We start from the raw sequence: 12,461 nt of genomic DNA, 5'->3' as shown, positions 1-12,461 counted from the left end.
TACAAAACGAGATACGACTTTTGATAAAAAAATTGAAAAAATTTATTAAAAGCAAAAAAACTTGGTGGAAGAGATAGTAAGATACAAGGTTTAACACTTGCTTGTATTATATTTTTTACAAGTTTTCTAGAATAATAAAAAGACGTTATGCGAACCGTTATAAATACTGTATTTAAGTAATCAGAGTCTTGAAATGGAGGTGAATTTTTATATTGTATGAAGAGGGACAGGAGATTTGAAATGTGTAACTTTTGCGCGAAATAAAACAAGTCCCCTATTCCCTTCAATCGCGTTAATACAATTCTGTCTCTAGAACATCTCCTCGGGCTTCACAAGAAAATGATATATAAATAGAAAAACTCCTCATACTCCAACTAAATTTTAAGCACAAAATGTTAAGGTGTGTTTTCCACTAATATTTACCCTCATTTTAACAATCCAAAAACAATTAACTGTCGAACAAATAACCATTTTCTTTTCCCTTTTTCAACTTATTAGCACCTATTCATATTTCCCTTTATTTGCGCATTCATTATATATGATTGGTGATTTCTTGGAGGTGAAGATGTGTCAAATAAAAAAGATAATGACGAATTAACGTCTAATCAACATTTATCTGCTGCCGCATTTGATCCGAATCTTATTGGACCTACACTACCACCTACTCCAACATTTACAGTACCAACTGGACCTACCGGCGTTACCGGACCTACCGGTGATACCGGACTGACCGGCAATACCGGACCTACCGGTGATACCGGACTGACCGGCGTTACCGGACCTACCGGTGATACCGGACTGACCGGCGTTACTGGACCTACTGGCAATACCGGTCCTACCGGCATTACTGGACCTACTGGTGATACCGGTCCTACCGGCGTTACTGGGCCTACTGGTGATACCGGTCCTACCGGCGTTACTGGACCTACTGGTGATACCGGTCCTACCGGCGTTACTGGACCTACTGGTGATACCGGTCCTACCGGCGTTACTGGACCTACTGGTGATACCGGACCTATCGGCGTTACTGGACCTACTGGTGATACCGGACCTACCGGCGTTACTGGACCTACTGGTGATACCGGTCCTACCGGACCTCCTGCCCCACCACTAGTTTGTGAATTAACTGGTACTATTGGCGGATGCTCCTTTGAAGGAAGCCCTATAGAGAATGGAGATTGTGCATTCGCAGAAGGATGTGGTACAACTGCAAATGGAGATTCCTCACACGCGGAAGGATGCGGTACAGAAACAAATGGTGATTGTTCTCATGCTGAAGGTTGTTGTTCGGTTGCTAATGGAGATTGCTCACATGCCGAAGGGGGGGAAACTGTAGCAAACGGAGATTACTCACATGCCGAAGGAAATGGCACAACAGCAGGTGGATTTGCCTCACATGCCGAAGGTCAGAATACAACTGCAATTGGATTTGACTCACATGCCGAAGGAAGTGGCACAAAAACAAATGGATTTGCCTCACATGCCGAAGGTCAGAATACAACTGCAATTGGAGATTCCTCACATGCCGAAGGAAATGGCACAACAGCAGGTGAGTTTGCCTCACATGCCGAAGGATTTAACACAACAGCAAGTGCTGGTGCCTCACATGTTGAAGGATTTTTCACAACAGCAAGTGGATTTGCCTCACATGCCGAAGGTCAGAATACAACTGCAATTGGAGATTCCTCACATGCCGAAGGAAGTGGCACAACAGCAAGTGCTGGTGCCTCACATGTTGAAGGATTTTTCACAACAGCAAGTGGATTTGCCTCACATGCCGAAGGATTTTCCACAACAGTAAGTGGATTTACCTCCCATACAGAGGGCTTTCAGACATGTGATAATGGCTTAATAGGCGTCCATGTTATGGGTCAAAATGGTGGACCCAATCCTGCAGTAGATCTTCCATTTTCTTGGTATCTAGTCAATGGAGCAGCTCAATGTGATATCACTGGTGTAGTTGCAAAAATTTCAAATGATGGATCTGCTTGCTTTGATAGTAATGTAACAGCTAGCGCATATATAACATCTGCTGGTGCTTGTGATTATGCTGAAATGTTTGAAACAATTGATGGTCAACCAATAGATGTTGGATACTTTGTTACGCTAGATGGCGAGAAGATACGAAAAGCAAATGCGAATGATGATTATATTTTAGGAGTTACGAGTTCTCGTCCTGGCATATTAGCAGATACTCAAGATCCTACATGTTCTAAATACTTACTAGATGAATGGAATCGGGAGATATATGAAGAGGTTGTAAAAGAAGCGATAAAAGATGGTAAAGGAAATATAATTGTGCCAGAACACGTAGAAACCAGAAAAAAAGTCAATCCAAATTGGAACCCTGATATCCCCTGTAGCTCAAGGCTGACTAGACCTGAATGGGTAGCTGTTGGTTTAGTTGGGAAGCTACTTGTTCGTGATGATGGTACCTGTCAAGTAAATGATTATTGTAAATCCAATGATGAGGGGACTGCCACAGCATCAAATAACGGATATCGTGTTATGAAACGGACAGGACCAAATCAAATAATGATTTTAGTTCGGTAAAAATTAGAATGATATCTTAATCGTGTAAACTGTACATTCAGCAATCTATTTTAAACAAACAAGCCCTACCATAGGCAGAGCAAGTAAGATGAGTTACATGTATCATATAAAATCTACCTTAACGTTACAAAAAATCATAATTTCATTTTCACTATAATTAAACCGAGGTTATATAATCCCTAAAGCAGTAGCTATCAAACGGATAGCTACTTTTTTATTCTCATAAAAGTTATCACGTCTCATCATCAACTCGTTATAAACATAGGAATCTTTCACTTTCTCATTCCCTAAATACTTTAACTCAATAATGATGCCCCCACTCGAGCCTGTTCTTCTTGATTTTTCATCCGAACGCATAATGCTTTGTGTAGTTTTAAAATAAAGTTTGATTAAAAATACCTATTACCACTTTTACTCTACGGAATGTAAAAAGAATCTAATTTGAAAAAAACTAACCAAAATAGATTCTTTTTCAGTATATTTAAGATTGTCTTTATAAAAATGGTTGATTAAAATTACACATATTAACCTTACTAGTTGATTCTCTGATTAATAAAACGTATAAAAAGTTTGGAAATTGTTACACCTATACGTTATTTTCCCCCTTTTTTATAAGTATCGTTTGAAATTTTATCTATATTATTTAGTCTAAATGTCCAGGTTCTATCTGTTATATGCACCTTCTATAAACCCAGCTAAATAATAATCATGATATGATTAAGAGAAGTTTATATTATTGGGGAAGGCTATATACATCCCAACTTCAAAAAGGAATGCCATACAGCTCTCTTCATAAAACAATTACAATCAATTTGTTAAATTTCGTTATGTTTCCTGAATACGAGGCATTCCATACAACAGGAATCCTATGGAATCAGCAACAACAGAAAATCTTAAGTGATGATATCGAAGTTCATATCGTGGAGATTCCAAAGCTCATACAACAGTGGCGTAACGAACAAGTAAATCCCTGGGAAGATTCGTTTGTTCGCTGGTTATTACTACTTTCAGCGAATGAAGATGAAAAATTAGCCCAAACATTGGAGGATATTGCGATGAACCAAGACCCGATTTTACAAAAAGCCATGAATAAATGGGAACGTATGAGTCAAGATTCTTCTTTCCGACAAGCGTATGAAGCAAGGGAAAAAGCATTGATGGATGAAGCTGCAAAGTTTGCTTATGCAGAACAAAAAGGGATTGAAAAAGGGAAAATGCAACTAATACGTGGTATGCACAAAAACGGGATGCCAATAGAAGATATTGCAAAATTTACAAATTTACGTATTGAAGAAATACAAGGAATTTTACAATCCTAAATAAATTAACAAATAACACCTACAGATATATCTGTAGGTGTTATTTGTTAATGATCACCCCCGCCTGGAAGGTGATGCCCACCAGCATTTCCATGTGCATATTTCCAACTTACACCTGGTTCATCAATATAATAACCAATGTTTCCATCTGCGTATTTATAAATCATATATTTCATTTAAATTTCTCCCCCTTTTGGTTAATACTTATATAGTCGTTTAGATCAAAATTAAGTGTCTTATCTCTTGAGGATTATTTTAGTGTTTTCGTTGTTTAGCCATGTTGATAAATGGTTCATATGTACTCGTTATATTAAAAGGAGGTCCGAAACCATATTTACCTTCTTCTGCATGATGACCGTATGTTACAATGCCTACCCCTTTCGTGTTGCTTTCAGGAAAATAGATAAGGACTTTAGCTTCTTCGGAGTTAGATAGGTGTAGAGAAGTATATATTTTGTCTATTAAGTGTTTATTAATTCTATTGACCGCACTTGTTCCTCTTGTGACCCAACCAATATCATCATAAATATGTAATAAATTATTTTTTATATCAACATATAACTCAAAATAATTACATCCCATATTGTAAAAGTTTTCTATAATTAAATGGAATCGATTATCACTAATATTGGGAAATAAAAATACATCATAAGTTTCACTAGCAGTAATAACAATAGCTTGTTCATTATTTGGTGATTTTTTAAACATGATAAATTCCTCCTCAAGAATATTTTCATATTTTGAACTACTCACCACTTAACGTCCTTATGGACTGTTTGAAGTGGGAGATTCCTAAGTACAGAAGCCTAGTGGCTTCTAATTCATTAGGCTATCCCCGTAGTTCCTACGGTTAGAAGCCTTAAAGCTTCATTTTCAAGATTGATACTTGCGTTAATATCTCTATCGTGATGACTATTGCACTCAGGACAATCCCATTCACGAAGATTTAGATTCTTAACGTCTTTATTTTGATACCCACAACAAGAACATAATTGGCTTGAAGCAAATGTTTTGGATACCGGAATGACTTGTTTTCCATACCATTTTGCCTTGTATTCTAGCAACGTTCTAAATTGTGACCAAGATACTTCACTAATCGCTTTTGCTAACTTATGATTTTTTAACATATTCGATACTTGCAAATCTTCTATACCGATAACATCGTGGTTTTTGATGATTTCAGTTGAGATTTTGTCCAAGTAATCTTTTCTAGCATGAGCTATGTATTCATGAATTCTAGCTACCCTTACTCGTTGTTTATTCCAGCGAGAAGATCCTTTCATTCTTCTAGAAAGAACACGCTGTGCTTTTGCCAACTTCTCTTCCAATGAGCGAAAAAATTTAGGATTTTTATAGATTGTTCCATCTGACAAAATGGCGAAATCTTTTAATCCTACATCCATTCCAATATAAGAATGTGTTTTCGGAAGTTCTTGCACTTCTGTTTCAACTAACAATGACACAAAGTATCTGCCAGAAGGGTTCCGTCTAACCGTAGCATTTAAAATACGTCCCTTTACTTCACGACTTTTGGCAAATCGAACAAGACCTAGTTTTGGCAATTTCATTTTGTTTCCCACAACAGCAATGTTTTCATTTGTTTGTTTTGTGGTATAAGATTGTACGTTGTTCTTTTTAGATTTGAAACGCGGGGCACTGTTTTGTTTTTTAAAAAAGCGTGTATAAGCATCCGCAAGGTTGCGAACAGACGATTGAATAGCAATACTATCCACTTCTTTTAGCCAAACAAACTCTTTCTTCATGGCAGGAAGTTTGGCAGAGCATGTACCATATGTCAAACCTTTTCCTGTTTCTTTGTATGCATTATCCCATAGAGATAGGAAGTGATTGAATACAAAACGAGAACAACCAATCGTTTTATTGATCAGGATCGCTTGTGCTTTATTTGGATAGATACGAAATTTATACGCTTTATTGATCATCCTTCGTTTCACCTCCATTTCGATATATATCTATTATATGCCAAACGTACATTCGATTGATAGTGAAGTGATTATGACAAATTGTCCGGTAACACTTTACATATGTCGAACAATTAAGATGACTTCCTGCCATCTCTTGTTCGAAGCCAATTCATCTCCCACCTACTCGCTGGGCTACGTCCTTCACGCTCCTTGAGGAAGGAGTCTTCTTGGCTAAATTGATAAATAAATTGTAATAACGGTAAGTTATTGTTTAATTATATTTTATTTTACATAATATTTATAATATTTAAATTTATATATTTTGAGATAGAAAAATATTTAGTTTTACAAAATATACAAAATGTTAAACTTATAAAACCCAGTGATATCAGTATGTGTGCATGAAGTCACTGGGTTTTTATTGGGATATTTAATGGTGTGTTTTACAAATTATAAAAAGATAAAAACTTAGCTTTACTTTTTAAATATTATCCGTCTTAAAAAATGACCAATGCTCATAAAGGTACACTATAAGATAAAGCATATTTTTACAGCACAAACCACTTCAAAAGGTATCAATATGTAATTAAGATATACTTCATAAATATACACACTTTTTGAGAGGTTGTTTGTTGCATAATTTTACGCTTAATAATGGTGTATATTGTCCCTATAATTTGGATAAACAAGGAGAATCCCCTTATTGTTATGGGTATTAATTTTTTATTGTTAATCTGGTACGTAAAATTATATAAACTAAGTTATTCCTTTGCTTTTCTTTTAATATTCTTATAGCATTCTATATGAATCTTATGTTATTATATGGATAGAAAATTTGTTTCCATTGTTTATACTCTATTGTACGTAGCGTGAAGGACAAACCTTACGCCCTGTTAACTCGGGCGAGGTTTGTCCTTTTTTTACTTTAAGGAGGAATTTACTATGAAAAAAATCTACAAAATCGGAGCAGTTATAACAACTTTATGTGTTATTGGTATCGCAATCTTTACTTTAACTAAAAATGAATCAGTCAAAACAGAAACTATATCGCCAGAAAAAACAATTGTATCTGCTGCAGATGTAAAAGAAGCACCTGAAAATATAAAAGATATTTCAAAAGTAGAATTAAAGCAAAAAATACAATCCCATGAAGAGTTCATTGCTTATTACTATCAACCAACCTGTCATTTTTGTAAAAAAGCTGCACCAGATATCAATAGTATGTCAAAAAAGCATGAGAGAACCATCTATCGTATTGATATCTCTACACCAGAAAATCAAAGTGCCTTTCAAGAGTTCGACATTCCAGGTACTCCAGTTGTTGTAGCTTATAACAGAGGTGAAGAAGTTGAACGTTTAGAAGGAGCAGTGTCAGCTGCTACATATGATGGATTCTTTGCAAGACGTAACTCGAGTGCTATCTAGTATAGTGCTCGTTTTTCTTTGTACGAAAGGAGAATTAACATGCAACAAAACGCCCGTATTCAATCTTTAGACATAATAAGAGGTATAGCCATACTATGTATCCTTTTTGCGAATCTACCCACTATGACGGGACTAGATCCCTTTAATCATGCAGGTTACTCCGGTACAAATAAAGCGATTCGTTTTTTAGTAGATTTGTTTATACAAGCAAAGTTCTACACTATTTTCGCATTCTTATTTGGAGTAGGATTTTACATTTTTATGAAAAATACAGAAGCAAAAGGATATCACATGTATAAGTTGTTTATTCGTAGACTGTGTATTTTACTAGTCTTCGGTTTACTCCACTTCACCTTTCTATGGTATGGAGATATTCTACATGCGTATGCTATAGCAGGATTTATTCTATTGTTCTTTTATAAGCGATCTACTAAGCTTATTTTTATAGCTGGTTGTAGTTTCCTAACGGTTAGTTATGTATTACATATTATTATATTTTTACAAGCAGGTTCTTCTATTCCTGAAGTACCAACTTACTATCAATATATGTTTACTGGCAACACTACCAACCACACGGTAAATCTATTTACACATTATTTATATCAAGTAAAAGCACGTTTGTTTTTTCTGATGATAGAGGAACCCCAACAACTACTAATTGAGATTCCGGAATATATAGGCTTATTGTTAATCGGTTTATGGGCTGGTAAGAAAGATATTTTTAAAAGGGTTCCGGAATTAATACAGCACATTATATTTTTACAGTGGAGCTCGTTATGCATTTCATGTCTTCTCTCTTGCCCTATTATCTACTACTTTATAAAAACGGATGTCTATTACTCTCACGATATACAAATATGGATTCTATTTGGAGGGAAAATGCTAGCTATATTCTATATTTGTACCCTACTTAGAGTTTGTGAGAATAAAAAATATATAGAGTGGCTGTACCCCTTTATGAACGTAGGTAAGTATGCTTTAACGAATTACATTAGCCAAAGTATACTAACGCTTGTCATTCTTTCGTTGTATTTTAAAGATGTCTCACACATATATTACTGGCAACTATGTATCTTCGGGATTTTAATTATCCTTGCTCAAATTATATTCAGCACAATTTGGAGTACATATTTCCGCTATGGTCCTATTGAGTGGATATGGAGAAAAGGAATTTACAAAAAATAGCATATTTTTCTCCATTCACATGCAATTAACTGGAAAAAATGATAAAATATTATATGAAAGATTAAAGATATATTTGTGGTTGTAAAATGATGTTATTAAAATTAAAGTAGATTAAGTCAGAGTAAGGCACCTTTTGGTGCCTTACTCTGACTTGATCCTATATTTCTCTTAAAATCAATTTAACCTAATATAAAGTATTAATAATTTAATTATAAAGATAGGTGATAACATGTTTAGTATTAACAATAACCCTCGAAAAAGTAAAATACACAAAGTTAAATTACAAGTACCTGGTGATGTGAAATATGAACTTCAATCTACATATAACCTGTTATTAAAGGAAGGATATCAAGTTTTATCTGTACTCAATATTAAAAATGGTGGTATTATTGTGTACCGTCATTTATATGAAAATACCAATTTATACGAAGAAAACTCAATTGTGTTAAAAATTCGATTGATTACAAATAAAGGAACGGTTTTCCCCGAACCATATCTGGACGCACATTATATATCGGCAAGAACCACTATAGACCTTGCTGATATATTTATTGAAGAACCGATACGTAACTTGGGATTGGGAAGCATATTAATGAAACATTTACTACAAATAGCAGTAGACTCACAGGTAGACAAAATAACCGGTCTTATTGTTAGTGATGATAGTCATCATAAAGCCAAACAAATTAATTTTTATACGAAACATGGATTCGAGATATCTGGTAATCGTCTTTTATGGAAGCAACGTACATAAAAATCAAAAATGTTAAATTTACAAAAAAGAGGATACTATACCTTTTATTGGGTATAGTATCCTCTTTTAAAACATCCTATTTCAATGTAATATGTGCTAGCACCACACTTTTATGAAGAAATCTGAAGTGTGACAACAATTAAGTTCATACTAGCATGTACAACAAATGATACTAGTAACCTATTAGTACGCACATATACTAGAGCAAGTACAAGTCCAATTAGAAAGTATCCAAATATAAATGGAAAGTCAAAATGCATAATGGAAAATAACAATGAGCTTATTAATATACTCCAAGTTTGTTTAAACTTTTGAGTTAAGATATTTATGGCCGCATAACGAAAAACAAACTCTTCTACTAAAGGTGCAAGAAGAACAATTGAAATAAGTGCAATAGGAGATATTGCTGCAGCAGCGACTGTATTAGACGTATTTGCTGATTGATTAGTTAACTGAAATATACTTTTATCTAACATACTACCTATTATCTGCCCAAGAAATACTAATATGATTCCAACTAAAATCCATACAAATGAGCTTCTTGATAATTTAATCGATAACTTTGTATCTTTCATTAACTCTTTTCTATATATAAGAAAAAAGATTATCAACGTAAGTGAAAACCCAGTTAGTTCCCAATGCACTAGAAGTTGTTGGATTGCTTGCTGTTGGTTTCCCTGAATATCATACCAGCCCGTCTTCGCTAGCAATTGTACACCTACAATCCCAACAAATTGAGTCATTAAAAAATATATAAGTATGATATAACCTGATTTATGTATATTACTATTATTCATGTTTATGTATTTACCCTTCACTTTTTTTATTTAATTAACGATTTTATTTAAATCTGGTTTTCCAACTGATCTTTTGCCCACACCAATGCATCTGATAATACATTTGGAAGGACTTTACCTGACGTCTCAAATACACACTCAAATTCTGGGCAAGGCTGAATATCATAATCATTCGGACAAACATCTAAATCAAACAATTGGATACACCAATTTCCGTCTACCGAATAAATATTTATTTGGTGTAACTCCCGAAGCTCTTTTATTAACTCTTCCATTCTTAATCTCCCCTTTTCTACAAGATAACTATTTTGTTTAAATTTACCTTAATTCACATCTAGTTTTCTTAACATTCGAATTAATAACTGTATAATATAATTAAATTATTTGTATGAGAGGTGATTATTATGAACTGGAAACAAAAATACAATCCAAAATATCTCTTTTACCGCATGTATAGTTATATTTATAAAGCCCTTGATGATATATCATGGTCCTTAAAATAATTTAGTTTGTTATGAGTACACATTTTCTGTGTGCTCTTTTCACATTTCTATAAAATAACGCTTTTGTTTAAATTACAATCGACCGTGTTTTGTTAAAAATTTTGCTAATTCATCCAAATATTCATTAGCAAAATCTGATGGTTCTTCATTAATATGACTAAGGATTGAAGCCAAGTTGTGATATACAGTTTCCGCTTCATCCAACTGCCCTTCTAAATAACCTTTTTTGTACTCTTTACTTTCCATCCTTCATTCCACCTTTACTGTTATTACAGTGTTTTTGATTTAATAAATGTCGGCCAACTTTTTTTACCCATCTTGTTCCACAAGTTAAATGAGAACCATCATCTAACTCCATTGTTAAAGCTAATCCATCGTACAGAAACTCAATAATTTCACCTTCATGCCTTACACCATCTTCGTCATAAACAACTCTATCTTCGACAACCATTTATTCACCCTGTTTCTCAATAAAATTCAAATTTTAGTAAGTTAAGTAATTACTAATTTGATATAAAATTATATATAATAATTAAGTGATTTAATGCCCAAACAGTTATCTCAGACTACCTACTAAAATCAAGCCGCTTGCAGATGCTTTAAACCCATTTCTAATGCACCGGTTCCACCAAATCCTTGATTAAATAAAAGTGGGACATCATACTTCTTTGCGTATTCTTTTGCTACATCAATAGATACATGGCCACATGCACCTTTCTGCACTACAATAACATCGCATTTTTTATAACACTTCGAAACGTTTTCTTTACGCCTCCGTGATTTTTCCCATCACGGAAGATAACCTGGCAGTCTCTTTTTTTGGCCAATTTCTCTAACGTCCTTCCATTTGATCCACCTAAAACTAGAATTGTACTCATTCCCACTCACTCTCCTTATCTTTCTTCTTTATGTATGTACTTGGTGATGTTAATAAAACAAGTGTACAAGCAACAATATTCATTAACACGAAACAAATCATTAATAAAATAACGAAAATCGGTGACAACAAGATGAGAATAAAGCCACTTACTACCAAACAGATGAAAATAAAGCCATTGCTCATATCTTCATAACCATCTAATCCTTGTACAATATTCAAACTATGCATCCATACTGTGATACTATCCCAATTTTCTAGTAACAGATAGCCACCACCCAACAGAAAAGCCCATCCAAGCAACGTTCCTAACAAGCCGGAATTTCGTCCTATATAATATCCCGAAACAAAATTCGCAGCTGTTCCAATTAACATCCTCATTTGTATCCCTCCATATTTATCTCATTTTAGCGCTATATACAAATTTCGTTTAACCATGGTTTTATTATATTAGAAAATTAGGAATATTCAATAAATAATTTTAGGTACTCTTTATTTTTTTTATAAAAGGGTTGTGTTTTTTCTTCCACAACCCTCATTTCCTTCTTAATCCACAGGTACTTCTTCTTGGCCATGTGGAATTTGTTCGATTGGCGTTACAATTTGTGCATATTGGTTTACCTGCACTTTAAATTGTCGTGGTTCTAAGAAATTTACCTGTTGAATTAAAACTTCAATATGAAACGTGTCTACTTTTTTCCCACGGTCAATTTTGGTAATTCGCGCATTGTAAAACTTATCCCCATTTAGGAAATATCGTTGTACAGCTTCTGTAGCAAGCATACGCTCATTGCTTGTCATTTTCATTGGTTCAATACCAAATCCAGCCTTTGTAAACAAATACGGGACATCATAACTACTATTAGAAATTTTTCGTAGTAAATCCTCTACTGTTTTTGTTTTCGCAACATATTCCTCTTCTTTTGTATCAAATCCTTTTGGTTTATCTCCAAGCATCTCTATTTCATCTTGATTTACCTGCTCTTCCTCTTGTACTTGTGATTTCATCATATAACGATGAATAGTATTATAGGTAGCAACGCCTACTACTAACACAATAATCCCCAATATAACTAAGTACTTACGAGGCAGATTCGCTAGCACATTTATGACTTTCTTCATT

At 34.2% G+C, this 12,461-nt stretch carries 13 protein-coding genes and 3 pseudogenes; 5 read left to right on the top strand and 11 right to left on the bottom strand.

Annotated features, from left to right (window positions below):
• The first annotated feature begins 567 nt into the window (after positions 1-567).
• The gene (locus FS802_RS17620; protein ID WP_144525281.1) at positions 568-2,553 is read left to right on the top strand and encodes a peptidase G2 autoproteolytic cleavage domain-containing protein; all 1,986 of its coding nucleotides are present in this window, start codon (positions 568-570) and stop codon (positions 2,551-2,553) included.
• Between the two features lie 168 nt (positions 2,554-2,721).
• Here FS802_RS17620 and FS802_RS31640 read toward each other — a convergent pair.
• Positions 2,722-2,862, bottom strand: a pseudogene (locus tag FS802_RS31640) (ArpU family transcriptional regulator); the annotation flags it as partial.
• 383 nt (positions 2,863-3,245) lie between these two features.
• Here FS802_RS31640 and FS802_RS17610 point away from each other — a divergent pair.
• Positions 3,246-3,872 (top strand): annotated as a pseudogene (locus FS802_RS17610) (Rpn family recombination-promoting nuclease/putative transposase); the annotation flags it as partial.
• A 47-nt stretch (positions 3,873-3,919) separates the two neighbouring features.
• On the opposite strand, the gene FS802_RS31635 reads toward FS802_RS17610, so the two are convergent.
• The 3 genes from FS802_RS31635 to tnpB all read right to left on the bottom strand — a co-directional run bounded on the left by FS802_RS31635 (position 3,920) and on the right by tnpB (position 5,815).
• Positions 3,920-4,048 (bottom strand): hypothetical protein, encoded by a 129-nt coding sequence (locus FS802_RS31635; RefSeq protein ID WP_260989088.1) that lies wholly within the window; start codon positions 4,046-4,048, stop codon positions 3,920-3,922.
• A gap of 79 nt (positions 4,049-4,127) precedes the next feature.
• Positions 4,128-4,580, bottom strand: a complete 453-nt coding sequence (locus FS802_RS17605; protein ID WP_098655078.1) for a hypothetical protein — start codon at positions 4,578-4,580, stop codon at positions 4,128-4,130.
• Between the two features lie 116 nt (positions 4,581-4,696).
• Positions 4,697-5,815 carry an IS200/IS605 family element RNA-guided endonuclease TnpB gene (gene tnpB, locus FS802_RS17600; protein ID WP_088610482.1) on the bottom strand — a complete coding sequence of 373 codons (1,119 nt, stop codon included), beginning with the start codon at positions 5,813-5,815 and terminating at the stop codon, positions 4,697-4,699.
• 924 nt (positions 5,816-6,739) lie between these two features.
• On the opposite strand from tnpB, the gene FS802_RS17590 reads away from it, so the two are divergent.
• From FS802_RS17590 to FS802_RS17580, 3 genes are all read left to right on the top strand, one after another.
• The gene (locus tag FS802_RS17590) at positions 6,740-7,222 is read left to right on the top strand and encodes a thioredoxin family protein (RefSeq protein ID WP_098655077.1); all 483 of its coding nucleotides are present in this window, start codon (positions 6,740-6,742) and stop codon (positions 7,220-7,222) included.
• A 39-nt stretch (positions 7,223-7,261) separates the two neighbouring features.
• Positions 7,262-8,407, top strand: a complete 1,146-nt coding sequence (locus tag FS802_RS17585) for a DUF418 domain-containing protein (RefSeq protein WP_144525280.1) — start codon at positions 7,262-7,264, stop codon at positions 8,405-8,407.
• Positions 8,408-8,636: 229 nt separating this feature from the next.
• A complete protein-coding gene (locus FS802_RS17580) occupies positions 8,637-9,161 on the top strand; it encodes a GNAT family N-acetyltransferase (RefSeq protein ID WP_088610376.1) in 525 nt (174 codons plus the stop codon).
• A 110-nt stretch (positions 9,162-9,271) separates the two neighbouring features.
• Here the strand turns inward: FS802_RS17580 and FS802_RS17575 are convergent, their stop codons facing one another.
• From FS802_RS17575 to FS802_RS17550, 7 genes and pseudogenes are all read right to left on the bottom strand, one after another.
• A complete protein-coding gene (locus FS802_RS17575) occupies positions 9,272-9,958 on the bottom strand; it encodes a CPBP family intramembrane glutamic endopeptidase (RefSeq protein ID WP_098655075.1) in 687 nt (228 codons plus the stop codon).
• A gap of 47 nt (positions 9,959-10,005) precedes the next feature.
• Positions 10,006-10,233, bottom strand: coding sequence for a hypothetical protein (locus FS802_RS17570; RefSeq protein ID WP_000391816.1), 228 nt, complete (start codon positions 10,231-10,233; stop codon positions 10,006-10,008).
• A gap of 300 nt (positions 10,234-10,533) precedes the next feature.
• The gene (locus FS802_RS31175; protein WP_186367222.1) at positions 10,534-10,707 is read right to left on the bottom strand and encodes a hypothetical protein; all 174 of its coding nucleotides are present in this window, start codon (positions 10,705-10,707) and stop codon (positions 10,534-10,536) included.
• Positions 10,697-10,912, bottom strand: a complete 216-nt coding sequence (locus tag FS802_RS17565) for a hypothetical protein (RefSeq protein ID WP_144525278.1) — start codon at positions 10,910-10,912, stop codon at positions 10,697-10,699. The genes FS802_RS31175 and FS802_RS17565 overlap by 11 nt, the downstream gene beginning before the upstream one ends.
• A 128-nt stretch (positions 10,913-11,040) precedes the next feature.
• Positions 11,041-11,339 (bottom strand): annotated as a pseudogene (locus FS802_RS17560) (DUF2325 domain-containing protein).
• Entirely contained in the window at positions 11,336-11,719 is a 384-nt protein-coding gene (locus FS802_RS17555) for a hypothetical protein (protein WP_098655074.1), read from the bottom strand. Before FS802_RS17555 ends, FS802_RS17560 begins: the two are co-directional and overlap by 4 nt.
• A gap of 165 nt (positions 11,720-11,884) precedes the next feature.
• A complete protein-coding gene (locus FS802_RS17550; RefSeq protein ID WP_098655073.1) occupies positions 11,885-12,460 on the bottom strand; it encodes a hypothetical protein in 576 nt (191 codons plus the stop codon).
• Position 12,461 lies beyond the last annotated feature (1 nt).

The organism is Bacillus sp. DE0042, assembly GCF_007680225.1.
In the GTDB taxonomy this organism is placed as follows: domain Bacteria; phylum Bacillota; class Bacilli; order Bacillales; family Bacillaceae_G; genus Bacillus_A; species Bacillus_A wiedmannii.
Note: the sequence above shows the minus strand (reverse complement) of the source record. Positions and strands in the feature narration are given on the sequence as shown.